General features: G+C 65.8%; 24 protein-coding genes. 9 read left to right on the top strand and 15 right to left on the bottom strand.

Annotation, left to right across the window (positions count from 1 at the left end):
- Window positions 1-256: hypothetical protein (locus LQV16_RS09775; RefSeq protein ID WP_229993696.1), on the bottom strand; the 256-nt coding region annotated here is incomplete at its 3' end.
- A 158-nt stretch (window positions 257-414) separates the two neighbouring features.
- Here LQV16_RS09775 and LQV16_RS09770 point away from each other — a divergent pair.
- From LQV16_RS09770 to LQV16_RS09760, 3 genes are all read left to right on the top strand, one after another.
- The gene (locus LQV16_RS09770; RefSeq protein WP_229993695.1) at window positions 415-900 is read left to right on the top strand and encodes a glutathione peroxidase; all 486 of its coding nucleotides are present in this window, start codon (window positions 415-417) and stop codon (window positions 898-900) included.
- 222 nt (window positions 901-1,122) lie between these two features.
- The gene (gene fdhA / locus LQV16_RS09765) at window positions 1,123-2,334 is read left to right on the top strand and encodes a formaldehyde dehydrogenase, glutathione-independent (protein ID WP_229993694.1); all 1,212 of its coding nucleotides are present in this window, start codon (window positions 1,123-1,125) and stop codon (window positions 2,332-2,334) included.
- Between the two features lie 241 nt (window positions 2,335-2,575).
- Window positions 2,576-3,517 (top strand): phosphodiesterase, encoded by a 942-nt coding sequence (locus tag LQV16_RS09760; protein WP_229993692.1) that lies wholly within the window; start codon window positions 2,576-2,578, stop codon window positions 3,515-3,517.
- Window positions 3,518-3,580: 63 nt separating this feature from the next.
- Here the strand turns inward: LQV16_RS09760 and LQV16_RS09755 are convergent, their stop codons facing one another.
- Together LQV16_RS09755 and LQV16_RS09750 are read right to left on the bottom strand one after the other, a co-directional pair.
- Entirely contained in the window at window positions 3,581-5,155 is a 1,575-nt protein-coding gene (locus LQV16_RS09755) for a stealth family protein (RefSeq protein WP_229993698.1), read from the bottom strand.
- 142 nt (window positions 5,156-5,297) lie between these two features.
- Window positions 5,298-6,212, bottom strand: coding sequence for a hypothetical protein (locus LQV16_RS09750; RefSeq protein WP_229993691.1), 915 nt, complete (start codon window positions 6,210-6,212; stop codon window positions 5,298-5,300).
- Between the two features lie 178 nt (window positions 6,213-6,390).
- Here LQV16_RS09750 and LQV16_RS09745 point away from each other — a divergent pair, with 178 nt between their 5' ends.
- Both LQV16_RS09745 and LQV16_RS09740 read left to right on the top strand, forming a co-directional pair.
- A complete protein-coding gene (locus LQV16_RS09745; protein ID WP_026266597.1) occupies window positions 6,391-6,690 on the top strand; it encodes a hypothetical protein in 300 nt (99 codons plus the stop codon).
- The gene (locus tag LQV16_RS09740) at window positions 6,683-7,360 is read left to right on the top strand and encodes a LytR C-terminal domain-containing protein (RefSeq protein WP_229993690.1); all 678 of its coding nucleotides are present in this window, start codon (window positions 6,683-6,685) and stop codon (window positions 7,358-7,360) included. The genes LQV16_RS09745 and LQV16_RS09740 overlap by 8 nt, the downstream gene beginning before the upstream one ends.
- Window positions 7,361-7,383: 23 nt before the next feature.
- Here the strand turns inward: LQV16_RS09740 and LQV16_RS09735 are convergent, their stop codons facing one another.
- Together LQV16_RS09735 and LQV16_RS09730 are read right to left on the bottom strand one after the other, a co-directional pair.
- Window positions 7,384-8,022, bottom strand: coding sequence for a TetR/AcrR family transcriptional regulator (locus LQV16_RS09735; RefSeq protein ID WP_229993688.1), 639 nt, complete (start codon window positions 8,020-8,022; stop codon window positions 7,384-7,386).
- Window positions 8,023-8,124: 102 nt separating this feature from the next.
- The gene (locus LQV16_RS09730) at window positions 8,125-9,078 is read right to left on the bottom strand and encodes a helix-turn-helix domain-containing protein (RefSeq protein ID WP_229993687.1); all 954 of its coding nucleotides are present in this window, start codon (window positions 9,076-9,078) and stop codon (window positions 8,125-8,127) included.
- A gap of 101 nt (window positions 9,079-9,179) precedes the next feature.
- Between LQV16_RS09730 and LQV16_RS09725 the strand changes: the two genes are divergently transcribed.
- From LQV16_RS09725 to LQV16_RS09715, 3 genes are all read left to right on the top strand, one after another.
- The gene (locus LQV16_RS09725) at window positions 9,180-10,532 is read left to right on the top strand and encodes an alpha/beta hydrolase (protein ID WP_229993686.1); all 1,353 of its coding nucleotides are present in this window, start codon (window positions 9,180-9,182) and stop codon (window positions 10,530-10,532) included.
- A 632-nt stretch (window positions 10,533-11,164) separates the two neighbouring features.
- Window positions 11,165-13,279 (top strand): chloride channel protein, encoded by a 2,115-nt coding sequence (locus tag LQV16_RS09720; protein WP_229993685.1) that lies wholly within the window; start codon window positions 11,165-11,167, stop codon window positions 13,277-13,279.
- A 31-nt stretch (window positions 13,280-13,310) separates the two neighbouring features.
- On the top strand, window positions 13,311-14,690 hold the full coding sequence (locus LQV16_RS09715; RefSeq protein WP_229993684.1) for a glutamate decarboxylase: 1,380 nt from the start codon (window positions 13,311-13,313) through the stop codon (window positions 14,688-14,690).
- 62 nt (window positions 14,691-14,752) lie between these two features.
- Here the strand turns inward: LQV16_RS09715 and LQV16_RS09710 are convergent, their stop codons facing one another.
- On the bottom strand, window positions 14,753-16,003 hold the full coding sequence (locus LQV16_RS09710) for an MFS transporter (protein ID WP_229993683.1): 1,251 nt from the start codon (window positions 16,001-16,003) through the stop codon (window positions 14,753-14,755).
- Between the two features lie 74 nt (window positions 16,004-16,077).
- Here LQV16_RS09710 and LQV16_RS09705 point away from each other — a divergent pair, with 74 nt between their 5' ends.
- Window positions 16,078-16,620, top strand: coding sequence for a helix-turn-helix domain-containing protein (locus LQV16_RS09705; protein ID WP_229993681.1), 543 nt, complete (start codon window positions 16,078-16,080; stop codon window positions 16,618-16,620).
- 63 nt (window positions 16,621-16,683) lie between these two features.
- Here LQV16_RS09705 and LQV16_RS09700 read toward each other — a convergent pair whose 3' ends face one another.
- From LQV16_RS09700 to LQV16_RS09660, 9 genes are all read right to left on the bottom strand, one after another.
- Window positions 16,684-18,006 carry a nicotinate phosphoribosyltransferase gene (locus LQV16_RS09700; protein ID WP_229993679.1) on the bottom strand — a complete coding sequence of 441 codons (1,323 nt, stop codon included), beginning with the start codon at window positions 18,004-18,006 and terminating at the stop codon, window positions 16,684-16,686.
- A gap of 84 nt (window positions 18,007-18,090) precedes the next feature.
- Window positions 18,091-18,861 (bottom strand): DsbA family oxidoreductase, encoded by a 771-nt coding sequence (locus LQV16_RS09695; protein ID WP_229993678.1) that lies wholly within the window; start codon window positions 18,859-18,861, stop codon window positions 18,091-18,093.
- A 113-nt stretch (window positions 18,862-18,974) separates the two neighbouring features.
- Window positions 18,975-19,511 carry a GNAT family N-acetyltransferase gene (locus LQV16_RS09690; protein ID WP_229993677.1) on the bottom strand — a complete coding sequence of 179 codons (537 nt, stop codon included), beginning with the start codon at window positions 19,509-19,511 and terminating at the stop codon, window positions 18,975-18,977.
- Window positions 19,512-19,634: 123 nt separating this feature from the next.
- Window positions 19,635-20,483 (bottom strand): sugar phosphate isomerase/epimerase family protein, encoded by an 849-nt coding sequence (locus LQV16_RS09685; protein ID WP_229993676.1) that lies wholly within the window; start codon window positions 20,481-20,483, stop codon window positions 19,635-19,637.
- A gap of 89 nt (window positions 20,484-20,572) precedes the next feature.
- Entirely contained in the window at window positions 20,573-21,796 is a 1,224-nt protein-coding gene (locus LQV16_RS09680; RefSeq protein WP_229993675.1) for a substrate-binding domain-containing protein, read from the bottom strand.
- Window positions 21,796-22,908, bottom strand: a complete 1,113-nt coding sequence (locus LQV16_RS09675) for an ABC transporter permease (protein WP_229993674.1) — start codon at window positions 22,906-22,908, stop codon at window positions 21,796-21,798. The genes LQV16_RS09680 and LQV16_RS09675 overlap by 1 nt, the downstream gene beginning before the upstream one ends.
- Window positions 22,905-23,942, bottom strand: coding sequence for an ABC transporter permease (locus tag LQV16_RS09670; protein WP_229993673.1), 1,038 nt, complete (start codon window positions 23,940-23,942; stop codon window positions 22,905-22,907). The genes LQV16_RS09675 and LQV16_RS09670 overlap by 4 nt, the downstream gene beginning before the upstream one ends.
- Window positions 23,939-25,519 (bottom strand): sugar ABC transporter ATP-binding protein, encoded by a 1,581-nt coding sequence (locus LQV16_RS09665; protein WP_229993697.1) that lies wholly within the window; start codon window positions 25,517-25,519, stop codon window positions 23,939-23,941. Before LQV16_RS09665 ends, LQV16_RS09670 begins: the two co-directional genes overlap by 4 nt.
- Before the next feature lie 94 nt (window positions 25,520-25,613).
- On the bottom strand, window positions 25,614-26,609 hold the full coding sequence (locus LQV16_RS09660) for a sugar phosphate isomerase/epimerase family protein (RefSeq protein WP_229993672.1): 996 nt from the start codon (window positions 26,607-26,609) through the stop codon (window positions 25,614-25,616).

Genomic DNA, 26,609 nt, shown 5'->3' with positions numbered 1-26,609 from the left:
GAACAATTCCCGCCAAGCCGTCAGCTCCGGTGCCGGTCATGCCGTCGATAAATCCGACGCCCTCCGCGCCCGCGACGGCCTCCGCGGCCGCGACAGAGGCTGCGGGCAGCGCCGCGCCGCCGAGCCGGCCCCTGGCGCCGGCCCCAATCACTGTGCAGCCGGCCCCGGTCACCGCGCCGGCCGATGAGCCGAAGCCCACGACGACCACGCAGTCGGCCACCAAAGCAGTGACAACGAAGCCCTCACCGACGCCCACTTCGACGCCCAGCCGTTAGACGCCGGGTCGGGACCCAGTTACCGGCCCAGCGTCGGGTCCGGGATGCGCACCCATACCCGCACGCCTCGGTGCCGGATAATGGGGGGAACAGTTCCGAACCCCGGCTCCGGACCACCGATATCGCAAGGACGCGCTCCATGACAGCTCTGCACTCCATTCCCTTGACCCTCATCGACGGGACCGAGACCGATTTTGGCCGCTTCAGGGGAGAGGTGGTTCTGGTGGTCAACGTGGCGTCCGAGTGCGGTTTCACGCCCCAATACGCAGGACTCGAGGCACTGCACAACAAGTTCCGCGGCCAAGGCTTCCAGGTCCTCGGCGTCCCCTGCAACCAGTTCGCCGGGCAGGAGCCCGGCGGCGACGCAGAGATCGCCGAGTTCTGCCAGCGCAATTTCGGCGTGACCTTCCCGCTGACAGTCAAGTCCAGCGTCCGGGGAAAGAACCAGCACCCGCTCTACGCCGAGCTCACCAAGTTCAAGAACGGGCTCCTGCCCGGCCTGGTGAAGTGGAACTTTGAGAAGTTCCTCGTGAACCGCGACGGCGAGGTCATCGCCCGCTTTGCGCCCACCGTGGAGCCGGACTCACCGGAGATCATCGACGCTGTTCAGTCCGCCCTGGACTGAAACAGCCCCGGCCCGCCTTCCGATTCCGCAGCCTCTATCCCTAAGCATGCTTACCCCCTAGACTGGCCGAACCCTCCAACATTCCGGGCACATCCACGGCGCAGTCATCCCTGACAGCCGCCCTTCGGCAGTGCGGCCGAGGTGTCCCTGCGGAGGGCGCATCAAACACTTCGTCAATCACAGCAGGGCCCCGTGTGGGTCCGTGAACGCAGGAGGAATGAGATGACAGGGAACAAAGCCGTTGCCTACAAGGGGCCGGGAAAAGTCGAACTGATAGACATTGACTACCCCACCTTTGAACTCAAGGACGGCCCGGGGGTCAATCCCGCCAACGTCGGCCGGCAGGTGCGCCACGGCGCCATCATCAAGACCGTTGCCACCAACATCTGCGGCTCGGACCAGCACATGGTCCGGGGACGCACCACAGCCCCCCCTGACCTGGTGCTTGGGCACGAGATCACCGGCGAAGTGGTGGAAGTGGGGCCGGACGTTGAATTCATCAAAGTGGGGGACATCTGTTCCGTCCCGTTCAACATCGCTTGCGGGCGCTGCCGGAACTGCAAGGAACGCAAGACGGGCATCTGCCTGAACGTCAACCCCGACCGGCCAGGCAGCGCCTACGGCTACGTGGACATGGGCGGCTGGGTCGGCGGCCAGGCCAACTACGTCCTGGTGCCGTACGCCGATTGGAACCTGCTGAAGTTCCCCGACAAGGACCGGGCCCTTGAAAAAATCATGGACCTGGCCATGCTCTCGGACATCTTCCCGACCGGATTCCATGGCGCGGTCACCGCGGGCGTCGGCCCCGGCTCCACCGTCTACATCGCTGGCGCGGGCCCCGTAGGCCTGGCCGCGGCGACCAGCGCGCACCTGCTGGGTGCCGCCGTCGTGATTGTGGGGGACCTGAACGCGGACCGTTTGGCCCAGGCGCGCAGCTTTGGCTGCGAGACCGTCGACCTGAGCAAGGGCGGCCCGGCGGAGCAAATCGAGCAGCTCCTCGGCGTCCCGGAAGTCGACTGCGGCGTTGATGCCGTAGGCTTCGAGGCCAGGGGCCACGGTGCCGGAGCCCAGGAAGCCCCGGCAACCGTCCTGAACTCCCTCATGGAAGTCACGGCCGCCGGCGGCGCCCTCGGCATCCCCGGGCTCTACGTCACCGGCGACCCGGGCGGCATAGACGAGGCTGCACGGAAAGGCTCGCTGTCGCTCAGCCTCGGAACGGGCTGGGCGAAATCGCTCAGCTTCACCACGGGACAGTGTCCGGTCATGAAATACAACCGGCAGCTGATGATGGCCATCCTGCACGACAAGGTACACATCGCCAAGAACGTCAACGCGAAGGCCATTGCCCTGGAGGACGCGCCGAAGGGGTACGCCGAATTCGACGCCGGCGCGGCGACGAAGTTCGTGCTCAACCCGAACGGCTACCTCAGCTAGCGCAACCCCAACCCGGCGGCACTGCCGGCCCCGCCCCGCTGAACCGGGGTTTTGGGAGTGCCGCCGGGCGGCCGCGTCCCGCATATGCCTGCAGGAGCATGTGAGGGCACGCCACCTGTTAACGCGCGATTTTCCAATATGCCTGTCCCAGTTTTTACATTGTTTGCCTAATGTCTGGTTGGATAGTTCTTACTGAGAGGGACACTGGAGGCACCGCTTCCACCCAACCAAGAAGGCAGCAATGGAGCGCATCGAGGCCGAGCACCCCCGGCCACGTCATTTCCTACTTCACCTGAGCGACCCCCACTTGCTGGGGGGTCCGCAACCCCTGCACGGCGTCGTGGACAGCGAAGCCCTGCTCAGGCAGCTCTTCGAGGAGGTCCACGCCTCGGGTGCACGCCCCGAAGCCGTGATCTTCACGGGGGACCTGGCTGATCTCGGGGAACCCGAGGCGTATGCCAAGCTCCGCGCAATCGTGGATCCGGCCTGCAAGGCCTTGGGGGCGAAGGTCATCTGGGCGATGGGCAACCACGACAACCGGGCCAACTTCCGGGCCGGGCTCCTGGACCAGGCCGACAATGACGCGCCGGTGGACCACAGCTACTTCGTCAACGGGCTGCGCATCATCACCCTGGACACCTCCGTGCCCGGCTTCCACCATGGCGAATTGAGCCACGGCCAGCTGGATTGGCTCGCTGCTGAGCTGGCCACGCCGGCCCCGGACGGGACCATCCTGGCCCTGCACCACCCGCCGGTGCCGTCCGTGCTGGATCTTGCCGTGCTCGTGGAGCTCCGGGGCCAGTCGGCGCTTGCCGGTGTCCTGCGCAACTCCGATGTCCGCGCCATCCTGGGCGGCCACCTGCACTACTCGACCACCGCAACATTCGCGGGTATCCCCGTGTCCGTGGCCTCAGCCACCTGCTACACCCAGGACCTGAACGTTCCGGTGGGCGGCACCCGTGGCCGCGACGGCGGGCAGGCGTTCAACCTGGTCCACGTCTACGAACACACGATCGTGCACTCAGTGGCGCTGCTCGGCGACACCCCGGCCGTCGGCGAGCTTGTCTCTCCTGAGGAAGTCCAGCGCCGGCTCGCAGCCGCCGGGATTTCCATCCCGGAGCAGGCCAAGCTCGAGGCCCCGGCCCGGACGCCGGCGCCCCGCAGGTTCACCACCCTGAACTGATGCAATCCCTGGCTGGCGTCATCACTGCCTGAACGAGGCGGCGCCCGCTTTGGTCACGGTTCGTTACTTCTCCCAGGGCGCCTTGATGGGGTAGTACTTCTCCAGGAAATCCGTGACCAGCTCGGCCCGCTCTTCCGCGGGGACCTCCGGGAAGCTGCCGTCGTTGAGGCAGAAGAAGTCCATGTTCCGCTTGGCCAGGAGCTTGGGCAGGTAGTTCAGGCCCGCCCGCGCCGTGGTGTCCACATATCTCACCCTGGCAGCCGTCTGGGTCACGGCCCGGCCCGTGAGCAACGCGTAGTAGTGGTAGAACGAATTGGTCACAGAGATGTTGTCCGCGGCCCGGAACGTGCTCGCCGCGGTCTTGGCAAACTCGGCCGGGAACTCCTGTTCCATCTGCTCGACCACGCTGCGCCGCAGCGGGGCCGCCGTGTGCTCCAGGTGCCGGGTGGTAATGCGGCCGAAGCGGTTCCACAGCAGCTTGCGGTTCACCCGGGCGGCGTTCTCAAAGCCGCTGCGTTCGGCGTCGTTGTCCCCCAGCCCGATCCGGGTCTCGGCCTCGATGAACTTCGTGATGCCGCCGGGGGTGAAGAACATGTCCGGCCCCACGGCGCGGCCGAAGAACATGTCGTCGTTCGAATACAGGAAGTGCTCGGAGAGTCCCTCGATGTGGTGCAGCTGGCATTCCACGGCCTGCGAATTGTGCGTGGGCAGAACCGAAGTGTCGGCGAAAAACTCTTCGCTGCGGACGATCGTCACGCTGGGGTGGTCCGCCAGCCATGACGGCGTGGGGGAGTCCGTGGCGATGAAAATCCGGCGGATCCACGGCGCGAACATGTAGACCGAACGCAGGGCGTACTTGAGCTCATCGATCTGGCGGAAGCGGGCCTCGTGGTCATCTCCCTCGCCCACCACCACGCCGGCCATGCGGGCTCGGCGGGCAGCGATGTACTCGGGGGAGCTGCCGTCAACCCATGAGAACACGAGGTCGATGTCGAAGCTGATGTCGCTCGCGTGGTCCGCGAACATGTTCTCGATGGTGGGCCACGTGTGGCCGTAGCGTTCCACCGTGCCGCGCACCGCGTCTTGGGCCAGCATGGTGCGGCGCGTCAGGGAGTTCTCGATCGGCAGGATCAGCTGATCGCCCTCGAAGCTCCAGAGCTCCAGCTGGACGCCGGCGGAAGCCCCGAATTCAAAGCCGCCCTCCGGCTCCACCCTGGGCCGGTACAGCCGGAAGATCCGGGACTGGCGGTTCGGTGAAAGCTCACCGTCGGCCACCAGCACAGAGGATTTCTTCTTGGCGTCCACGCTCATGGAATAGAACGGCTCGTCGCGGCACGCCTCTACAAGGGCGTCGCGGAGTTCCTTGCGGTCCTTCCAGTCGACGGCGACGACCGGGCGGTGGTTGTTGCCGCGGACCAGCAAGTAGCTGATGCCGGCGCCGGCCATGACGGAACGCAGGAACATCAGGTCCTCGACCATGGCCTGGTACGGCGTGCGGTTCTCGTTGATCAGCGCATAGCGCCCGCGGCGGCGGACAACATCGGAGCGGGTCCGGAATCTGGCGACGGCGGCCGCCGACGTGATCTCGGCGTGGGCTTCCGCGGATGCCTGACTGCCATAGTAAATCTCGTCTTGGATCGCTGCTTCGGTAATGTCTGATCTCCCGCTTCTTTGAGTGCGTTGGTGTCTACTTGCATGATAACGCGGGCCTCAAAATTGCCGCGGAAAACCGGCCGGCACCTGCGGTGCATGACGACGGAATGTGACGGCGGAACGGGCCTCAGCCGGTGACGACGGCCAGCCAGTGGTGCAGAAAGGCGCCACCGGCGTCGTCGTGGATGACGTCCTCGCCGAGCCCCAAATCAGCGGCGGTGAGAACCTCGTAGGGTTTGACCGGGATGCCGTCCGCGGGCCGGACGTCCACGTGCTTCACCGCGTGGTCGTTGTAGTGCAGCCAGTCGGCCATGGCGTAGTCCGTGCGGGAATCGCCCACCGTGCGCCAGGCCTGCGGCGTGATGCCCTGTGCGGCCAGGAACTCCACTGCCCGGCTCGCGCCCAGGTCTTTGCCCAGCCGGACCGATTCGATATCGGTCGAGATGATGGTCGGATCGACGCGGAAATCGATCTGGTCATCCGAATCGGGGACGTGGTGGTCCAGCCGCACCACACCGAGCCCGTGCCGTGCCATGATGCCCATGGCGTCGGCGTCGAAGAGTTCCTGCTCGGCCCGGTAGTCAGGGTTGGCGACGGCGATGTGCTGCTCCACGGAGACCATGGCCCGCTTGGTTTCGTCGTAGAACATGTGGGCGGAGTAGTCCTCGGCGACCAGGCGGCGGACGTCGTCGCCGAAGGCCTGCGGGATGGCGAGTTCATGATCCACGTGGACCGGGCCGGGGCCCTCCGCGGTGTAGCTGAACCAGACGGCGCCCTTTTCGCAGATGGCGTGGATGACGGTGCCGGCGGGCATCCCGGCAGCAATCATCGGTTCCATGACTTGTTCGCGGATGAACGCGTCCGACCGGCCGGTGTTGAAGATGACCGGCACGCCGGCGGCGGCCAGGGCCACCAGATCCGCGATGATGCCGGGCTGCACTTCGCGGGTGACCGGGCTCGCGACCGGACCGTCGACGTCGAGCAGCAGCGCCAGCACAGGGGCAGACGGCGACGGAACAGGGGCAGTCTCGGGTGAAGTCATACGGCTATTCTGTCAGCCGCGCGGACCGTTTGTGTGAACAGTGCAGAAGATCGGCGGCCCGCGCTGGAAGTGACAGGCGGCGAAGCATCGTGTGACAGATGGTTACTGTTTGGCCACAACCTCACGCCGCCCGCGGAACTTGATTCCTTCAGGCGTCCAAGTTCCCTAGGCTGGCATGGTGATATTCAAAGCTGTGGGCGAGGGACGCCCGTACCCCGACCATGGTTACACCACGCCCAAGGACTGGGCGGCCCTGCCGCCGCGTCCGGTCCGGCTTGATGAGCTGGTGACCACGAAGCGCACGCTGGACCTTGAAGCCCTGTTGGCCGAGGACTCCACGTTTTTCGGCGACCTCTTCCCGCACGTCGTGGAATACCGCGGCGTCCTCTACCTTGAAGACGGCCTGCACCGGGCAGTCCGCACCGCGTTGCACCAGCGCACCGCAATCCACGCGCGAGTCCTCGTGATAAATGGCTAGGAAGCCGCGAGACGTCCGAGTCCTGCATGGGCACCGCGTCATCAGTGGCTCCGAGCTGCGGGCCACGTTCGTGGAGCAGGACGACACGGCAGACAACCCCGTCCGGCTGCGGCGCAGGATCCTGCACGGCGTGGTCCTGGTGATGCTTGTCGGCCTGCTCGCGGCGGCGATCGTGGTGGCCCTCGCCATCATGAACGGCCAGATCAAGCTGCCCGCGGCGGAGCGGAGCAAGGCGGCAGTGTCGGTGTGCCCGGCGGCCACCTACGACTACACGCCGCCGGATAAGGTCAGCGTCAACGTCTACAACTCCACGAGCCGGCCGGGCCTGGCCCGGAGCGTGGCCGATCAGCTCGTCGCCCGGAAGTTCCTCGTGGGCGCGGTGGGGAACACGACGTCGAGCTACCGCGGCGTGGCGCTGGTCGTCTCCGGCGCCGCCGGCCAGTCGGCTGCCTTCAGCGTCCAGCGCAACCTGCCCGGCTCGGACTATGTCCAGGACGGCCGCACGGACCCGAGCGTGGACGTCATCATTACCGGCGACTTCAAGGAACTGGCCAAGCCGGAACTCGTGGACCAGACGCCGGGCCAGCTCAGCTGCCCCCGCGAGGACCGGCGCATCGTGGATGACACCACCCTGCCCATCCTGCCGACGGCCACGCCCGCGGCGGGCTAGGGCACGCAGTTAGGGCACGCGGCTTAACTGTTGGCGCGGACCGGCCGGCCGGCGTCGTCGAACCTGGCCCCGGCGCCCAGCTGGATGAACCGCACCGTCCGGGCCAGCCGCGCCTCAGCCTCGGCGTCCTGTCCCGCACCGTCGCCCCGGGCAGCGCTCGAGGAAAGCGTGCCGTGGATGAGCTGGGCGAGCTGGGCGACGTCCGACTCGGGCAGGTAGCCCTGGGTCATGCCGTCGCGCAGGATCCCCCGCAGGAGCACGCTGAGCTCACCCACGTGGTCCGCGAGCTTGGCGAACGACGACGGCGAGAGCACCGCCGCCATGGCCGGCCCCGGCGGCAGGTGGCGCCGGCTCAGGTCCTCCACCTGGGCCCGGACGTAGACGGCCAGCCGCTCCACCGGGTTCTCCAGCGCATCGAGCGATTCGCGCAGGTCGAGCAGGAACCGTTCCGTCTCATCCAGGGCGTAGGCGATCAGGAGTTCTTCGATGTCCGCGTAGTAGTTGTAGACGGCGGTCCGGCCGATCTGGGCGTGGCGTGCGACGTCCGTCATGGTCAGGCCGGGCAGCCCGTGGGTGAACAGGAGTTCCCCGAAAGCGGTCAGGATGCGGCGCTGGGTCTCGGCACGTTGGGCGGCGTTGTTCGCGGCCGAAATCCTGGGCATACGGACACTTTAGCGCGATCTGTCACCAAAGCAGCCGAGTGGCGGACTGTGACACGGCCGGGCGCGTGACATTTAAGAGACGGCACCGCCAGGAAGGGGGTTTTAGGTTGGTGCAGCGTGCCGGTTCCTGCCTTGGTAGAGGCGACGGTAGCTTGAGGGTGTGGTGTTAAATTTCCGGGTGAAGTGGAGCCGGAAATTTGCTGTCGTTCCCAAACCAGTCCTGGAGGCAACCGCCTGTACAGTCAGATCGGTGGTTTCCAAGAGCCGGCATGCTTCGCCTATCCGTTGATCGTTTAGCCACCTCAAAGGTGTCATTCCTGCTTCGGCCGTAAATTTGCGTGTGAAGCTCCTGGGTGCCCAGCCGGCGTGGGCGGCCAGGTCGTCGACTGTGAGCGGTTCAGCCAGGTTCTGCCTTGCCCAGGCGCAGGTGTCGGCGAAGAGGGCCAAAGGCGCGGCGACCGCACGTTCCATGAACTGGACTTGGCCCCCTTCCCGGTGCGGGGCCACTACCATCCGTCGTGCAATGCTGTTGGCCGCCTCCGTTCCATAGTCCTTGCGGACCAGGTGCAGACATAGGTCTATGCCTGCCGCTACCCCGGCGCTGGTGCTGACGCTGCCTTGGTCTATGTACAGGACGTCTGCGTCGACGGCGACTCCCGGGTACAGGGTCTGAAGACGTTCGGCGTTTCTCCAGTGGGTGGTTGCCCGCTTGCCGTCCAAGAGACCTGCAGCAGCGAGGGCGAAAGCGCCTGTGCATACAGACACCATGCGGGCTCCGTTGGCCGCTGCCTGACGCAGCGCCACACAGACCTCCGCGGGTGGATCGTTCAGCGGTGCGTAGCCGGGCACCACGACCGTATCCGCGGATAGAAGGGCACCCAAACCGTCAGCGGCCAGGATGGAATATCCGGACGTCGTCGGCACCAGGCCAGGCTGGGCTGCGCAGACCCGGAAGGAGTACCGTCCCCGTTCATCCTCGTGGCCGAAAATCTGCGCTGGAATGGCAAGGTCAAAAGCGACCACATCCGGCAGTGCCAGGGCGACAACTCGGTGCATAGAATCACTGTACTCACGAAGGCACCAGGTGGGCGGAATCCTTTCCATGCAGGGCATTTTTGCCGTGCACTTCCGCTGCCGGCGAATGACAGCATTAGCGCATGACACTCTTCCCTGCGAGGCAGGAATTGACGGCAGCCCCTCCCACGGGCTCCACATCCACGGGCCAGGACCGTCCGCCCGGCGCTGATCCTTCCCAGAATGGACACCTCGGCTGGATCGTAGCCAGCTCATTGATTACCGGGGTCCTCGCTGCACTGCTGCTGGCCGTCGCCCCGTTCATTCCAGCAACCCAGAGCAGCGTGACCGGGGCCATCCTGTTGGGGCTTTCGCTGGGATGGGCAATGGTGGCTGTGTTGTCGGTGAGGTTCACGGAGCAACCACAGAAGTGGGCGGTGGCTCCAGCGCTTTTCATCGGGCTGGGCGGTTTCTTTTTGCTGGCGTTCGGCTCCCCAGCGCAGGAAGTGCTCGCCTGGGTATGGCCCCCCGCTTTGATGGTGTTAGCGCTCTGGACAGGCTCTCAAGCCAATCGGCAGCTTCGTAGCCGGAGCGGGCGCGTGCTGCTGTACCCAGTGATCGCGATGCTGGTTCTGGCTTCACTGGGTAGCGGCTACGAAACCGTGCGCGAAGCGGCGGATGCGGGGGCCTCTCCAGTGCAGGGCCAGTTGATCGACGTCGGCGGACACCGCCTGTACCTCAACTGCACCGGCTCGGGCAGCCCTACCGTCGTGCTCGAACCGGGCGCAGGCCAAGTGTCGTCTGACCTCGCATTGATCGCACCGGCCGTTGCCCGTGACACCCGGGTGTGCGTCTACGACAGGGCAGGACGTGGGTGGAGCGATTCAGCGAGGACCGCGCAGGAGGGCGCGCAGATCGCGACCGATCTCCACACGTTGCTGCAGCGCGGGAACGAGTCGGGACCGTATGTGCTGGCGGGGCATTCATTCGGGGGCCTCTACGCACTCACTTTCGCTGCCAGCTTTCCCGAGGACGTAGCCGGATTGGTCCTGGTGGACTCAACCGCACCAGCATGGGACTCGGAATCAGCACACCCCTCTCGCTCGGAGTCCGACGACACGATGAACCGTGCCTCCGCACTGGTCTCGAGCGCAGCTCGACTTGGCCTCGGCCGGTTGCTCGGCATGACACCCAACCACCTACGCAGCACGATCGACGAGTACATTCATGCGGGCTCCTCGGTGCAGCAAGCTGCCGCGTTGAGGAACTTCACCAATAGGCCGCTGGTAGTTCTGACGGCAGGCAGTGGGAGCGCGCCCGGCTGGGCGGCTTCGCAGGAAGCCCTTGCCTCTCTCTCGACCAACAGCCTGCACCGCGTCATCAACGGCGCCACCCATGCGTCTTTGATTAGCGAGCAGGAGGATGCGGCCGCGACCACCCGCGGGATCCTCGACGTCGTCTCTGCCGTGCGGACTGCAAGCCCGCTGATCCCGTAGGACAAAAGGAAGCCCGTGACACCCTCGTCGAGGGAAAGCGGCACCTGATCGGCCGAGGTCGGCGGTACAAAATAGCCCCGGTAAAACTCCGGCTGGCCATTGCTTCTATCCCACTGATACTGAACAGCCTCGCTACTCTCGCTGACCCTGCCACCGCCACTCATCCCCATGGGGAACCCCAGCGCCTGTTTCACTCTCACCGACGTGCCCGAAGGACGTCGGTGTTCTTCGGTTCTTTTTCACCCGCATTGGGTGAGGACTGCCCCCACTGAAAGCGTTAGCTTGGAGAGCATGTGATTGACCAGCCCAAATCGCTTGCGCGACCCACTATAGGCTCCCGCCGTCTAGCGCACGGCCAGCGGAAGGAGACGGGATGCTCAACTGTTACCACGGGCGCACCGAACCCGTTCTCTCGGTCCTCTCGGCGCCTCCGTTTGCTGGGGGCCGTCCTTCTGGCGGACGCTGGCTAAGTCCGTGCCGGATTGGGAAGCCTTCGGTGACGTGGCGCCGGAGGGCAGCCTGATGTTCTGCCCGGTGATCATCGGTGGCTCGCGGTGTGGCCGGCTGGGCAAGTCGACCCGATCTAGAAGAAGGACATTCGGAGTGACCCGAATCGTCATAGGCGCGCCGCGATGCCGGGATTGAGAGAGCCTGCCGCGCCGCCACCCAGTATCGATCCGGCCAGTTTCGATCCGGCCGCCGTGATTCGTTCCAGGTCGTACATCGCTGCGCTCGTGCTGGCGGCGGTCTTGGGCGTTCCCATCTCGGCCATTGCTTACGGCTTTCTCGCTTTGGTCGCGACGATCCAGCGGTACGTCTTCGACGGGCTGCCGAATCAAGTCCTAGGGGGTCCTGCTCCCGCGTGGTGGCCGGTTCCGTGGTTGGTGCTGTGTGGGTTGTTGACGGCGTTGACCATCCGGTATCTGCCGGGAACCGGGGGCCACTCGCCTGCTTTCGGGTTCAAGACGGGCGGCGGTCCGCCGAACGGGCGGGAGCTCGTGGGCATCGTTCTCGCGGCGCTGACCACGCTCAGCCTGGGTGCGGTGCTCGGGCCCGAGGGGCCGCTGATCGCGATCGGTGGCGGCCTCGGGGCGTTGGCGGTGCACCTAGTGAAGAAGGACGCTCCGCCGATGGCCCTGACGATCATGGCGTCGGCAGGCAGCTTCGCCGCGATCAGTACCTTGCTCGGGTCTCCCGTGCTCGGTGCGTTCCTGATCATGGAGGCCGCCGGGATCGGGGGAATGACGCTGAGTCTGATGGCCCTGCCCGGGCTGCTCGCTTCTGGCGTCGGGGCGCTGGTGTTTGTCGGCTTGGACGGCTGGACCGGGTTGGGCAGCTTCTCGCTGGCGCTGCCTGTGGTGCCGCCTGCGGAGCCGCCGACGCTGGCGACGTTGGGCTGGGCGGTGGTCATGGGCGCGGTCGGCGCACTGTTGGGATGGTTGATCCGCTGGGTCGGGCTGTCGCTTCGTCCTGTTGTGCATCTGAACCGGGTGTTAGTGACCGCTGCGCTCGGCTTGCTGATTGGTCTTACCGCGATGGCGTACCAGTTGATCTCTGGGAGAAGCTTCACGCAGGTGTTGTTCTCGGGGCAGGACGCACTTCCGGAACTGGTCGAACACGCCGCGGACTACTCGCTTGGTGTGCTGGTCCTGCTGATCGCTTGTAAGACCTTGGCCTACGGGCTCTCGCTGAGCGCATTCCGTGGTGGTCCCGTGTTCCCGTCGATGTTCATCGGTGCGGCGCTCGGTATTGCTGCGAGTGGGTTGCCCGGAATGAATCTCGCGGCAGCGATCGGCATGGGCATAGGAGCCATGTGCGCAGCCATGCTGCGGCTGCCGTTGACATCGACGCTGCTGGCCACGCTGCTGCTGGGAGTGGACGGTGTGGCCGTAACACCCCAGGTGGTGGTGGCTGTGGCGGTGTCCTTCGTGATCACCAACGTGCTCCCGGCACCGGGTCCGGGCTCGGGCCAGGGCCCGACGGCGTCCGTGGCGCCTGACGATGCCGGCAGCGTTCAACATCGGGCCCACACGAAGGCCGACCACGCAACTGAGATCTCCAGCGCGGACCGTTCGACCGTGCGGGGCCGGTGGATCGCCTGGTTGTTCATCATTGGCTCGAGTCTGTTCGCCTTGGGGGCGCTGCCGTTGTACGCCGAGGCCGTGGGACTGCGCTGGTGTGCGGCCACATTCTTCGTCGGTTCGCTGTTCTTCACCTGCGCGGCGTTCCTGCAGTACCGCGAAGCCGTTGACGCGCTCCCGGCCGCGCGTGCCACGCGGCGCCAGTCGTTTTGGGTATGGGCGCCGCGGAATCTCGGCTGGCTCGCTGGCGCGGTTCAACTTGCCGGCACGCTGTGGTTCAACTGGAGTACGGGAAATGCACTGCGGGACAATCTCAGTGCGGCGCTGACCGAGCAGCGGGTGTGGCGACCCGATGCGCTGGGTTCAGTCGCCTTCCTCGTTTCAAGCGGGGTTGCGTTGCGGGACGCCGGTCGTGGCGCCATCGCCGGCCTGCCCAGGCCGCGGACATGGAAGATCGGCGTGATCAACGTGGCCGGCTCTGTTGCCTTCGGCATCTCGGCTGTCGCGGCCTTTGTCATACCGTCGAGCGGCGAAGTGTGGAACGCCGAGCTGTCCAATCTCGGCACACTCGTGGGCGGCCTGTGCTTCCTCACCGGAGCGATTCTGATGCTGAGTCCAGAATCCACCGACGCCTCGGTTCCTGCGCACCGGGGAGCTCATCCGTAACCCCTTTTCAACAGTCTCTGAAGGAGAAGTGATGTCAGCAAATTTCCAGCCGGCCGATGCCGACGTGGCGCTGTTCGGCAACCGATTCGTCACCCAGGAGGTTCCGAGCCGGGAGTTCCCGGAGACCGGCATTCCTGCTGAGGACGCTTTGCGCCTGGTCTCGGAGGACCTGGCGCTGGAGGGTGATCCGGCCCGGAACCTGGCGACCTTCGTGACGACATGGATGGAGCCGCAGGCCCAGCAGATCATCGCCGCGAACCTGCACCGCAATTTCATCGACCACGCCGAATATCCCCGCACGGCCGAGATCGAGCAGCGCTGCATTCGGATGCTCGCCGACCTCTTCCACGCGCCCGGCGAGACGACGGGAGCCCGAACCCAAGGATCGTCCGAGGCGATCATGCTCGGCGGCCTGTCCCTGAAGTGGAACTGGCGCAAGCGTCGCGAGGACGCCGGCGCGTCGACGTCGAGCCCGAACCTGGTGTTCGGCGGCGACGTGCATGTCGTGTGGGAGAAGTTCTGCCGCTACTTCGACGTTGAGCCGCGGATCGTGCCGTTGCAGCCGGGGAAGTACACGATCGGCCCGGAGGACGTGCAGGCCCATGTCGATGAGAACACCATCGGTGTCGCTGCCGTGCTGGGTACGACGTTCACTGGGCACAAGGACGACATCGCCGGCATCAACGATCTGCTGCTACGGATCAAGCGTGAGCGTGGCCTTGATGTGCCGTTGCACGTGGACGGGGCCAGTGGGGGGTTCGTCTGGCCCTTCCTCTACCCGGACTCCGAGTGGGACTTCCGGCTCGAGCAGGTCCACTCGATCAATGTCTCCGGGCATAAGTTCGGACTGGTCTATCCCGGCATCGGCTGGCTGATCTTCCGGGAGAAGGCCGACCTGGCCAAGGACCTTGTTTTCGAGGAGAACTACCTCGGCAAGACCGACTCGACCTTCACCCTGAACTTCTCCACGGGCTCGTCGATGGTTCTCGCCCAGTACTACAACTTCGTGCGCTATGGCCGCGCCGGTTACACCTACATCATGCAGAACATGCAGACCAACGCCCGCGTCCTCGCCGAGAAGTTGGAGGCCATGGGCCGGTTCGAGATCATCGGCCCCGACGAGGAGCAACTTCCCCTGGTCGCGTTCCGGCTCGCCGCCGACCCCGGGTACGACGAGTTCGACATTGCCTGGCAGCTCTCGGCCGAACGCGGCTGGATGGTGCCGGCCTACACCCTGCCGCCGAACGCCCAGGACGTGACGATCATGCGTGCCCTGGTCAAGGAAACGATGAGCCGCGAGCACGTCGACACGCTCGCCCGAGACATCGAAGAGGCGTGCTCCACGCTGGCGAAGAAGGGCGGCGCGCACGAATCGGAACGGAAGAAGATCGTCACCGGACCCGGCCATTGACCCAGTGCAACGGTGACGCACCGGTCCCGACACTTCCGGCCGGGCCGGCGCGGGAACACCACTCAGGATTCGACGTCGGCCGCGGCGATTGCCTTGTCCGTGAGGATGGGCATCATCCCCAGTAGCGCGAGGGTCAGCACTCCCATGATGCCGAACATGACCTGCAGGCCCAGCCATTGGGCCAGCAGTCCGCCCGCTGCTGCACCGAGCGGCATGGTTCCCCAAGCCAGCAGGCGGTAGACGCTGTTGACTCTGCCCAGCAAGGGGTTGGGCGTAATGCGCTGGCGCAGGGATACGGTAATGACGTTCCAAAGCACGATCAGCATGCCGCCCACAAAGAGGATGGGGCCAAGAACGTAAGGGCTGTCGGTCATGGCGGGCGCACCCACCAGCAGCGCGCCCCCGAAGATCGTGAGCGTCAGGGACCTGGACCTACCCAGCTTGGACTCCACCGGTTCGGCGATGAACGAGCCAACGAAGGCGCCCAAAGCGGAGGTCGTCAAAAGTAGGCCGAACCCCACCTCGGACAGTTCCATTTCTGAAGCCGGGCCCACGGCAAACAGCACCAAGACCGCGAATGCCGCGTTGGATGCGAAGTTGAACACCCCGGTCATCACCGCGAGCGTGCGAAGGATCTTCTGGTTCCAGAGGAACCGCAAACCCTCAGCAACGTCGAATCGCAGTGTCGTCTTCACCTCCCGCTCTGTGCGAAAAGCTCCCGGGAGCAGGAACAGGACACCGGCGGCCGCAAGCCACAGTGCCGCCGGCGCGGCAAAGCCCGCAACGACGCCGATGGCCACCAGCAGCCCGCCCAGCGGTGGACCAACGAACTGGTTGGCGGTGAGCTCGACGGCGTAGAGCCGGCCGTTGGCGCGCGAAAGCTGATCCCTGTGCACCACCTGGGGCAGGATCGACTGCGCGGAGGTGTCGTAGAGCGTTTCAGCCACACCCACCATCAATGCGACGATGTACAGAGCCCAAATGGAGCCCAAATCCAGCAGGACGACGGCGACCAGCAAGGCGGGCAGCATCGCGCGGCTGAGGTTGGCCCACAACATCAGCTTGCGCCTATCCAGCCGGTCGGCCAGCGCTCCGGCAGTGAGGGCGAAGAGAAGCCAGGGAAGCGTGGCTGCGACGGTCAGCCCGGCAATCAGCGTGGGTGACTGAGTGAACTGAATGGCCAGCAGCGGCAGCGCGATCTTGAAGACGCCGTCTGCGAGGTTGGACAGCCCGGATGAGGTCCACAGCTTCCAGTAGGACGCACCCAGCGGCGCATCACTCCGTGCCTGCACCTGCGCAGAGTGACTAGTCATAGGTGAACCATTCCCTATTGATTGAGAAAATTCAAGGTGGTTGAAATTAGTACATCAGATCGTAGGATGGGTACATGACGGACGCAGAGCCGACGAGCGCGAACGAGAAGAAACCCGCCGCCAGCGCCCGCGAAATTAAGGCCCTGGCCCATCCGCTGCGCCTGAGGATCCTGCGCCTGTGCGGGCTCCACGAACTGACCAACAAGCAACTCGCCGATCGGCTGGGTCAGGATCCGGGGACGATGCTTTATCACGTGCGGCAATTGCTCTCAACCGGATTCCTTGAACCCGCCGAGGTCCGCACGGGGGTCAGCGGTGCGCTTGAGAAGCCGTATCGTTCCACGGGACGGTCCTGGAACCTGGACACCGCACTGCGTGAAGCTGGTCCGGACGGTCCAATGGCACCGATCGAGGCGTTTCGGGAAGAGCTGACGGAAGCCGGGCCGGATGCGCTCACCAGCCTCTCACGCTTCGTTCTGCACCTCTCCGAGAAAGACGCCGAGGACCTCATCAGGCGCATCTACGCTGTGCTGAGCGAATACACCGACAGCGATCGGCAGCGATCGGACCAGCCCGCATACGGCGGCATCTTTGTCCTTCACCGGTCGTCAGACTAGGCCGTCGGCCCCGCCTGGAACGACTTGCGAAGACCCCTCCGCGAAGAGTGCCTGCTCCCCGCCTTATTCGTAGATGGTGGGGATGGCCGGTTCGCCCGGTTGCAGCCTGTCCACCACCCGGGGCAGCTCTGCCATGGAGGCCGTGTGCCGCTCCCGGGCCCGCCCCACGGCGTCCGGCCCGGTCCAGCCGGGCAGGATTTCGCCATCCTTCATGAACTGCTGCAGCAGCGGGCGACCGTTCGGGACGGCGGCCGGCGGGTGGCCCACGCCGAGGACCTCGTGGGTGGCGGTGCCGCTGTCGTTGAGGCGTCGCACGGCGAACTTGCGGCCGCCCATGTTGATCTTGTCCTTCGAGGTCTTCGCCACGGCAGTCAGCTCACCGGAGTCCCCGGCCCGGCTCACCAGCTTGTAGACCATGCCGGCCGTGGGCGCACCGGAACCGGTCACGAGCGCAGTGCCGATGCCGTAGGAATCGGCCGGGGCGGACCGGAGAGCGGCGACGGAGAATTCGTCCAGGTCTGAGGTGACCACGATCCTGGTGTGCACATTGCCGAGGCTGTCCAGGAGTTCGCGGACCCACCGGGCCTGGGCCACGAGGTCCCCGGAGTCCAGCCGGATAGCCCCGAGGCTGTCTCCGGCGAGGCCGACGGCGGTGCGGACCGCCGCCTCGACGTCGTACGTGTCCACGAGCAGCGTGGTCCCGGGCCCCAGCGAGGCCAGCTGGGCCGCGAAGGCGTCGCGCTCGGAGTCGTGGAGCAGGGTGAAGGAGTGGGCGGCGGTGCCGACGGTCCGGAGGCCGTAGCGCCGCCCGGCAGCCAGGTTGGAGGTGCCGGAAAAGCCGGCGATCACGGCCGCGCGGGCCGCTGCGGCGGCAGCTTCCTCGTGGGTGCGGCGTGAGCCCATCTCAATGCAGGGCCTGCCGCCGGCTGCACTGATCATCCGGGACGCGGCCGACGCGATGGCGCTGTCATGGTTCAGCACTGACAGGACGTAGGTCTCCAGGACGCAGGCCTCGGCGAACGTCGATTCGATGATCAGGACGGGGGAGTGCGGGAAATACGCTTCGCCTTCCGGGTAGCCCCAGATGTCGCCGGAGAACCGGCAGGCGGCCAGCTGGTCCAGCGTATCCTCTTGGACCACACCGGTGCCTGCCAGGAAATCGAGGTCGTCCGCCTCGAAGCGGAAGTCCGCGATCCCCTCAAGGAGCCGGCCGGTGCCGGCCACGATGCCGTACCGGCGCCCGGCCGGCAGCCCCCGGGCAAAGGCCTGGAAGACGGACCGGCGGTGGGCCGCGCCGGAGTGCAGAGCCGCCTGGAACATGGTCAGCTCATAGTGGTCCGTAAACAAGGAGGTCCGGCGTCCGCCCGGGCCGGCCGAAGTGTCCATGCTCCACTCTAGGCCGGGGATCCGCGCTAGGCCGGACCGGCTGGGAAAAGGCGGCCGAACCTCAGGCGACCTGCCGGGGCGGACTCAGACGGCGCAGCCGTCGGGGCCGCAGGCGCCGGAATCCGTGGCACTGTCCGCGGCGGCTCCCGCGCCGCTGGCGCCCCCGGCGGTTGCGCCCGCGGCGGCTTCCGACCCGGCGGCGCCCACCATGACCAGCGGGTGGCTGTCCTGCCACGCCTGCTCGAGGGCCGCGCTGAAGGTTTCCGCAGGCTGGGCGCCCGAGAGCCCGAATTTCCGGTCAATCACGAAGAACGGGACGCCGCTGATGCCCAGGGCCCGGGCCTCGGCGATGTCGTTGCGGACGGCGTCGGAGTAGGCGTCCGTGCTGAACAGTTCCGCCAGTTCGCCGGCGTCGAGCCCGAGGTCCAGGCCCAGTGCGGTCAGGTACTCCTGGCTGCCGATGTCCCTGCCGTGTTCGAAGTGGTCGCTGAGCAGGCGTTCCTTCGCGGCATCCTGCTTTCCGTGGCCGGCGGCGAGGTGGATCAGCCGGTGGGCGGTGAAGCTGTTGGCCACCACGACGGCGTCGAACCGGTAGTTCAGCCCCTCACCCTTGGCCTGGGCCGCGACGTGCTCGAACATCTGCGATACCTGTGCCGGCGCCATGCCCTTGCGCGTGCTCAGGTAGTCCAGTTCGGTGCCGTCGTAGTGCTCCGGGAGCGTTGGGTCCAGCTGGTAACTGCGCCACTGCACCTCCACGGAATCGCGGTGCGGGAAGGCCGCGAGGGCGGTTTCGAAACGGCGTTTGCCGATGTAGCACCAGGGGCAGGCGACGTCTGACCAGATCTCAATCTTCATGCCGGCAACAACCCCGCCGGCGCCGGGTCCATTCCCCGGCGGCATGTCGGCTTCGTCACGGCCCGCCGGCTGACGGGCTGGCAGCCACAGACCCGTGCTCACAGGCCCCGCGCTCACGGCGCGACCGGGCGCTCCATCACGAAGTCGTGCTCCACGGTGTCGCCGAGCTGGAAGGACTTGGTGCCGACCTTGCGGAAGCCGGACTTCTCGTAGAACCGGATGGCCCGGGCGTTCTGGCTGTTCACGCCGAGCCAGAGCCCTCGGGCGCCGGCCGCCGCGGCCGCGCCGACGCTGGCGTGCATCAGTTCGGCCGAGGCGCCGAGCCCGTGGTGGTCCGGGTGGACGTAGCACTTGCTCAGCTCGGTGCACGGCAGTTCGCTCAGGACAGCGGCCACCTCCGGGTCCCGGGTGGGGCGGGCCACCAGCAGGCTGTAGCCGCGGAGCTCGCCGTCGGCGTCGATCACCAGCACCGTTACCTCTGGATCCGCCAGATAGGCCCGGAAATTGGGCTCGCTCAGGGTATTGGCCAGATGTGCCGCGATGTCTTCTGGCCGGGATTGCGGCGGGCACGCGAGCGGGAAGGTGACGGCCGCCAGTGCTGCCAGCCTCCCGGCGTCGTCCGCGGTTGCCTTTCGGAGTACGTGGGTCATGGGGGATCTCCCGGCTAGTGCTGGATTTTTCTCTCCGACCAACGCCGTCAAACGGCGCCTCCGGCGGCGTTGGCTGTCCCTAAAAGACTCTAGCGGGCGTCGGTCTCCATGCCCGCAGCGCACTCACAGGCTGCGCAGGAAAGCGAGGCCACTTTCCGCCAACTGGTCCTGGCTGGGGGCCAGCGGCCGCCAGATCGATGCCGCGACCGCAATGGCGGCATTGTCGACGGTGAAACTTTCAATGTTGAGTGGTCCCGTGTAGCCCACCTCATTCAGGACGTGCAGGAAGCTTTTCCAATCAGTCTGGTCCCCGCCGGGGGCACCGCGGTCGTTGCCGCAGACCTGCACGTGCACCAGATGTTCTCCGGCGGCCCGGATCGCCGCGGCCACCGAACGCTCCTCTATGTGCAGGTGGTAACTGTCCAGCGCGAGGCCGACGCCGTTCCCGAGCAGTGGCCCCAGCGCCTCAAGCGCCTGGTCCACCGTGTTAATCAGCGAAGTTTCATACCTGTTTAGCGGCTCGATGCCCAGCACCACGCCCGCCTCCTGGGCCCGGGCCGCGACCGGCTGGAGGTTTCGGCGCAGCTCCGCGTAGGCGTCGCGTCGCTGCTCCCGCGACATCCGCCAGACTCGACCCGTTTGGGCATAGAAAGGTCCGCAGACCGTGGGCGAGCCGATGCTGCTGGCCATGGTGATGCAGGCTGACAGGTAGGCCTGGGTCCTTTCCACGGAAGCCTGATCCGCGGCTACGAGGTCCCGCCCCGGTGCCATGGCCCCCACCACGAACGGTTTGAGCCCGTTTCCCGCGAGGGATTCCCGTACCGCTGCGGGCGTGAAGTCGCCCTCGTTTTCCAGCGGAAGTTCGACGGCGTCAAACCCTATGGCGGCGATTTTTGCGAGGAGTCCGGGGAGGTTGGAGTCGGTCAAGGGGGATTCCCAGACCCAGGTGCTGATTCCGGTCAGACGCTCCAAGCTGTCTCCTTCCGTCTGTTTGTCCTGCCGACTGTTCCAGACGCGGCGGTCCCGCGGGGAGGGGTATCCCGCGCGACCGCCGGGCCGCGTCAGGGAATCTGCCGTTGCTGCCAGACCTCCGGGTAGCCGGCCAGGTCCTCACCGCCGAACTTGGCGTAGTGCCCGCTGGGCATGCCCTGGTTACGCTGCAGCCATTGGTCCAGTTCGTCCGCGAGGATGGGCTTCTGCGGCAGAACCCATTCGGTCGGAATCGGCTCGCCCTTAAAGATCTTTTCCAATGCCAGCAGCGGGGTTCGCCATTGGAAGTTCGAATAGACCGGGGCCATGGCGTCGATTCCGGTTTGCTTCCACTTGGTCAGGAAGCTCATCTCATCCTCGCCGGTCATCACGGGCAGCTTCTTGCCTGCATCCTCGAAGGCCTCGAGGGCCGCCACCGCACCGTCTCCGGCGTCCATCCAAACGCCCTTGACGTCGCCCGTGGCCAGTTCATCGGAGATGATCTTCTTGATCTCGGTGGGGTCGGCGTTGGTGAAGTAGTCCTTGGCCTGGATTCCCTTTTCCTCGAAGATCTTCTTGGCCGCCGCCCAGCGGTGCTCCAGGACATCCACACCCGGGAGGATGCGAAGGGCAACAACCTTGTCCCCGGACTGAAGCTTGTCACTCAGGAAAGTGGCGGTGTCGATGCCCCAGGCGAATCCGCCGATCGGATGGATGAACGTGGTGGCGCAGTCCGTCTCCACACCGCGGTCAAACACCACCACGGGCTTGCCCGTCTGGCAGGCACGTTCGACGGCCTGCGTGAGGGCGGCCGTGGAATTGGGTGAAATGACGAACGCATCGCACTTGCCCTCGGCGATGAAATAGTCGATGTCCGCAATTTGGGTGTTGTCATTGTCCTTGGCATCCCGTGTTTCCATTTCGGAAATGACCCCGGAGCCCTGGAGTGCCTTGAGTTGCTGATTCATGGTGATCCACCCGGTTTGCCGCCACGGGTTGGAGATGGAGGCGTTGGCGAAGCAGACCTTGTGCGCTCCCGGGGCCTTGAACTTGGACGTGTCCGTCATCGGGCCCGCGATGTACTGCAGGTAGGGCTTCTCCGGGCTCCCTTCAAAGGTTGCCGAGCGCTGCTGGTTCTGTGTGTCGTACAGCGCCTGGTCAAACCAGTCTTTGCTTGCCGGGCTGGATGCCGCCGCAGAGCCGGTGCTGGTCCCTGATGTTTGGGTGACGGATGGGTCGGTGGTGGTACAGGCGGTCAGGGCCACCAGCGGCAGTGTTGCGGCAAGGGCGATCGCGCGGACAGGATTATTGCGCATCAGACTCTTTCTCCTCCTTGTTCGATGCCCTCGGCGGGCGTGGGTGCTGCGGCCAACTTGTGCTGTTCGTCATGGGCAGCGGAACTGGCTCCCTTGCGCTTGCGCTGCCACGACCTGGATGCCGCGGCCACAGCGATGATGATGATTGCTCCTTGGACCGTGTCCCGCCACGTCGCCTGGACGCCCATGAAGTTTAGGAGGGTGAACAACGACTCCAGGGCGAACGCCCCGGCCGCGGCGGACAGGACCCAGCCGCGTCCGCCGCCCAGCACAACGCCCCCGAGAACGACGGCGGTGATCGCCGTGAACTCGTACCCGCGCCCCACCGACGGGTGCACGCCGGCGTAACCCACGAGCAGGATGCCGGCCACGGTGGCCGACAGCGACGACATCATGAAGGCGCGCGTCCGCACCCACCAGACGGGGGAGCCGGTAAGTGCCGCCGCCGCAGGATTGTCGCCGATCGCGATAAGCATGCGGCCGTAGGGGCGGCGCATCAGGACGAACGCCGCTACCGCCACCGCCGTCAGGATAATGACCGGGTAGGGAATGATGTCCAGGACCGGAACGTCCTGGATGCCGCCGCGCCCGATCTGCCGGAAGCTGTCCGCAGGGTTCCCCTGGGCCGCGCCGCCGGTCCAGTAGAGGACCAGCCCGAGCAGCGCCAGCATCATGCCCAGCGTGACAATGAAACTCGGGACTTGCAGGAGCGTGGTGATCAGTCCGTTCACCAGCCCGATGAATGCTCCCAGCACAAACATCAGGACCAGCACGGGGATCACCTTGGAATCGTCCTGCCGTATCAGGTTGCCGGCAACGATGACCTGCATCGTCACGACCGATCCCATCGACAGGTCGAATTCCCCGCCGACAATGACGAAGTACTGGCCGATGGCGGCGATGGCAATGGGGGCAGTCCTGCCGATGAACCGGATGAAGGAGCCCGGCTCCCCGAAGGACGGATTCAAGACGATGATTGCCACCAGGAGGCCGATCAGCAGGATGAAGACGGCGCCGCCGGGGGTGCGGACGGCGCGCAGGAGCCGCTCGGAACGGCTAGCTCGGTTGCGCTTGAGAACTGCGCTGCGCTCGGAGTTCAGTGCTGTGCTCATGGCCCCTCCGCGGGCACAGGCTGGGCAGCGGGCGTTTCCGCGGAACCTTTCGAGTCGAACCGTTCGGGCCTGCTGACGATCCGGCGCCGGGCATAGACGGCGACGGCGACGACGATGACTACGCCTCTGACCACGTCCTTCAGGAACGGGTTGACCTGCATGACGGACATGATGTTGTCCAGCATGGCAAAGATCAGCACGCCGCCGAGGGTGCCGGTGATAGTCCCTTTGCCGCCGGAGAGCAACGTGCCGCCGAGCACAACTGCTGCGATGGAGAGCAGATCGTAGCCGCCCTGGGAACCCACAGTGGGACTACCCACGCCCAGCCTGCTGGCAAGGAGCAGCCCTGCCATCCCCGCCAGTACTGAACAGATGACGTGCGCCGTAATGACCGGCACGTCAACGCGGATTCCGGACGTACGGGCGACGGCAATGTCGCCGCCGACAGCGTACAGGTGGTGCCCGACGCGGGTACGGTGCAGGAGCAGCCCGGCCAGGCCCGCGCAGGCCAGCATGATGATCGTGGAGATCGGAACCGGGCCGATCCCCGTGGCGCCGACCAAGCGGAACGCTAGCGGTGTCTCGCCGAAGCTGCCCTTAAAATTGGTGGCGAGGTAGCCGCTGATGATCAAGCCAACGCCGAGCGTGGCGATGAATCCGTGCACATTCAGGCGGGCGACGATCAGCCCGTTCGCGAGTCCAATGACTGCTGCCGTCCCCAGCGTCAGCAGGACTCCGGACAGGACGTTGTTTGAGTTGTTGGCCATCACCCCGGCGGCGATGAGGCTGGCCAGACTGGTGACGTAGGGAACTGACAGATCCAGGCTGCCTGCCAGGATGACCAGTGTCTGGCCGATGGCGATGAAGCCCAGAACGCTGGTTCCGGTCAGGATGCTCGAGATATTTCCTGGGCTGAAGAAACTCCGCCCGATGGAGTTCACCAACAACACACCCAGGATGAGTGTCACCAGCGCCACCAGGTAGACGATCTGCGTGGAGGACAGCCTCTGGAAGAAGCCCGCTCGCTGTTTCATGCCTCTCCTTCGGGTGCTGTCCTGGCGCCGGTGCCCAGCTGGAGGATGGCTTCCTCTGACGTTCCGGCAGGCAGTTCGCCGACGAGCCGGCCATCACGCATGACAAGGATCCGGTCCGACATGCCGATAACTTCTGGGAGCTCGCTGGACACCATCAAGATGGCCTTGCCCTCCGCCGCGAGCTGGCGCATCAGCCGGTAAACCGCCACCTTGGCCCCCACGTCAATGCCGCGGGTGGGTTCATCCAGCAGGACAAGCCGGGGGCGGATAGCCAGCCACTTGGCGAGGACCACCTTTTGCTGGTTGCCGCCCGACAGGTACTGCACCTCCTGGTCCAGGTCACGGGCGATAACCTCGAGGGAGGAGAATACGCCCGGGATTTCTGTCCTGACGGTCCCTGTGCGGCGTGGAAAAACTGACCTGATCACACTAAGTGCGTTGTCCAGGATGGACTGGTTCAGGCTCAGGCCTTCAGCCTTGCGGTCCTCTGTGATCAGGGCCATCCGCGCCCGCACGCCTTGGCGCGGCGACTTGGGCAACAGCTCCCCGCCGGCCATTTTCATTGTTCCGCGGGTGAAGGGTGCTGCGCCAAAGATGCCATGAAGCAGTTCCGTGCGGCCGGACCCTTGAAGCCCGGCCAAGCCGACAATCTCGCCGGGGCGAATGCTGAGGCTTATCCCGTCCAGCTGGCCGTTTCCGGCGCCTTGCAACTCGAGGATCGGCTTCTCCCCCGGACCGTCGGGGTCCCCGTCCTCCCGGGGTAGCTTGTCCGGGAAGAACGCCGAAATGGGCCGGCCCACCATCAGCCGGACCAGCTGGGCGTCGTCAAGTTCCGAGGCGGGTAGGGTGCTGACCACCTTGCCGTCCTTCAGGACGGTGATGACGTCGCAGAGGTCGAACACTTCGCGGAGGCGGTGGGAGACATAGAGGATGGCCGTCCCACGTTCACGAAGGCGTGCCACGATCTCGTAGAGGAGTTCAACTTCGGCGCCGGCCAGGGCCGCAGTCGGCTCGTCCATGGAGATGATCCGCGCGTCGTAGCTGACTGCCTTCGCGATCTCCACTATCTGCTGCTCAGCCACAGTCAGGCTCCGCACCTGCATGGTGGGCCGGATGGCGGTGATCCCCAGGGAATCAAGCAACTCCGCCGTTTTCGAATTCATCAGGGCCTTGTTCACGAGCAGTCCGCGGCGCGGCTCCCGGCCAAGATAGATGTTCTCGGCCACCGTCCGGTCCGGCAGGAGGTTGAACTCCTGGAACACCGACGACAGCCCGGCTTCGTGCGCCTTCGTGGGGTGGCTAAAGTTGACTTCCTCGCCGTCCAGGAGGACGGTTCCGGCGTCGGGCTGGTACACACCGGCCAGCACCTTCATCAGGGTGGACTTTCCGGCGCCGTTTTCCCCCATGAGCCCGTGCACCTCTCCCCGGTGAAGGCTGAGATGGGCGTCTTCCAGTACGGGTATGCCGAAAAAACTCTTGGTCAGTCCGCGGACTTCCAGGATTGGCGGTGGTGCCGGGGAACCGGAGTGGAGCGCCTCGGAAGCATTCACGGCATCAGTTTCGTTGTGGTTCTCCATCGATGCGCCCTCCACGAGCTAACTGTTACAGCAGCGGTTCTGATCCGTCAAGGAATAAACGAGCGTTCACTATTGCCGCTTTTCGGCTGGTCCCTTACTGCTTGAAGGCGGCGTCGAAGGAGGTGTTCGAGGGCGGGAAATCGTACTTCTTGAGCGCGGCGAGGGCTTCGGGGGCGCCGTGGAGCCGGTCCATGCCGGCGTCCTCCCATTCGACCGAGATGGGGCCGTCGTAGCCGATCGCGGCCAAGGCGCGGAAGGACGATTCCCAGGGCACGTCCCCGCGGCCAGCGGAGACGAAGTCCCAGCCGCGGCGCGGGTCGCCCCAGGGCAGGTGTGAGCCCATCACGGTGTTCCGGCCGGTGGGCCGCAGCTTGGTGTCCTTGCAGTCCACGTGGTAGATCCGGTCCTTGAAGTCCCAGATGAAGGAGACCGGGTCGATGCCCTGCCACATGAAATGGGACGGGTCCCAGTTCAGCCCGAAAGCTTTGCGGTGGCCGATCGCCTCGAGGGTCCGGACGGTGGTCCAGTAGTCGTAGGCGATCTCGGAGGGGTGGACCTCGTGCGCGAAGCGGACGCCGCACTCGTCGAAGACGTCCAAAATCGGGTTCCAGCGGTCCGCGAAGTCCTGGTAGCCGGCCTCGATCACCTTCTCCGGCACGGGCGGGAACATCGCGACGTACTGCCAGATGGAGGAGCCGGTGAAGCCGACCACGGTGTCCACGCCCAGGGCCTTGGCGAGCCGGGCGGTGTGCCGCATTTCCTCGGCGGCGCGCGTGCGGACGCCTTCGGGGTCGCCGTCGCCCCAGACCTTGGCCCCGACGATGGCCTCGTGGCGGAAGTCGATCGGGTCGTCGCACACGGCCTGGCCCTTGAGGTGGTTGGAGATGGCCCAAACCTTCAGGTTGTACTTCTCCAGCACGGCGAGTTTGGACTCGACGTAGCCGGGCTCGTCCCACCGCCAGGCGTCCAGGTGGTCGCCGGAGACGGCGATTTCCAGGCCGTCGTAGCCCCAGCCGGAGGCCAGGCGCGCGACTTCCTCGAACGGCAGATCGGCCCACTGGCCGGTGAACAGGGTGTAGGGGCGGGGCAT

This window comes from Arthrobacter sp. Bi26 (genome assembly GCF_918697925.1).
Lineage (GTDB): Bacteria > Actinomycetota > Actinomycetes > Actinomycetales > Micrococcaceae > Arthrobacter.
Note: the sequence above shows the minus strand (reverse complement) of the source record. Positions and strands in the feature narration are given on the sequence as shown.

Coding starts and splice junctions, on each gene's coding strand:
- LQV16_RS09770 (WP_229993695.1), top strand. CDS start 415: ATGACAGCTCTGCACTCCATTCCCTTGACCCTCATCGACGGGACCGAG.
- fdhA (WP_229993694.1), top strand. CDS start 1,123: ATGACAGGGAACAAAGCCGTTGCCTACAAGGGGCCGGGAAAAGTCGAA.
- LQV16_RS09760 (WP_229993692.1), top strand. CDS start 2,576: ATGGAGCGCATCGAGGCCGAGCACCCCCGGCCACGTCATTTCCTACTT.
- LQV16_RS09750 (WP_229993691.1), bottom strand. CDS start 6,212: ATGACTTCACCCGAGACTGCCCCTGTTCCGTCGCCGTCTGCCCCTGTG.
- LQV16_RS09740 (WP_229993690.1), top strand. CDS start 6,683: ATGGCTAGGAAGCCGCGAGACGTCCGAGTCCTGCATGGGCACCGCGTC.
- LQV16_RS09735 (WP_229993688.1), bottom strand. CDS start 8,022: ATGCCCAGGATTTCGGCCGCGAACAACGCCGCCCAACGTGCCGAGACC.
- LQV16_RS09730 (WP_229993687.1), bottom strand. CDS start 9,078: ATGCACCGAGTTGTCGCCCTGGCACTGCCGGATGTGGTCGCTTTTGAC.
- LQV16_RS09725 (WP_229993686.1), top strand. CDS start 9,180: ATGACACTCTTCCCTGCGAGGCAGGAATTGACGGCAGCCCCTCCCACG.
- LQV16_RS09720 (WP_229993685.1), top strand. CDS start 11,165: ATGCCGGGATTGAGAGAGCCTGCCGCGCCGCCACCCAGTATCGATCCG.
- LQV16_RS09715 (WP_229993684.1), top strand. CDS start 13,311: ATGTCAGCAAATTTCCAGCCGGCCGATGCCGACGTGGCGCTGTTCGGC.
- LQV16_RS09710 (WP_229993683.1), bottom strand. CDS start 16,003: ATGACTAGTCACTCTGCGCAGGTGCAGGCACGGAGTGATGCGCCGCTG.
- LQV16_RS09705 (WP_229993681.1), top strand. CDS start 16,078: ATGACGGACGCAGAGCCGACGAGCGCGAACGAGAAGAAACCCGCCGCC.
- LQV16_RS09700 (WP_229993679.1), bottom strand. CDS start 18,006: ATGGACACTTCGGCCGGCCCGGGCGGACGCCGGACCTCCTTGTTTACG.
- LQV16_RS09695 (WP_229993678.1), bottom strand. CDS start 18,861: ATGAAGATTGAGATCTGGTCAGACGTCGCCTGCCCCTGGTGCTACATC.
- LQV16_RS09690 (WP_229993677.1), bottom strand. CDS start 19,511: ATGACCCACGTACTCCGAAAGGCAACCGCGGACGACGCCGGGAGGCTG.
- LQV16_RS09680 (WP_229993675.1), bottom strand. CDS start 21,796: ATGCGCAATAATCCTGTCCGCGCGATCGCCCTTGCCGCAACACTGCCG.
- LQV16_RS09675 (WP_229993674.1), bottom strand. CDS start 22,908: ATGAGCACAGCACTGAACTCCGAGCGCAGCGCAGTTCTCAAGCGCAAC.
- LQV16_RS09670 (WP_229993673.1), bottom strand. CDS start 23,942: ATGAAACAGCGAGCGGGCTTCTTCCAGAGGCTGTCCTCCACGCAGATC.
- LQV16_RS09665 (WP_229993697.1), bottom strand. CDS start 25,519: ATGGAGAACCACAACGAAACTGATGCCGTGAATGCTTCCGAGGCGCTC.
- LQV16_RS09660 (WP_229993672.1), bottom strand. CDS start 26,609: ATGCCCCGCCCCTACACCCTGTTCACCGGCCAGTGGGCCGATCTGCCG.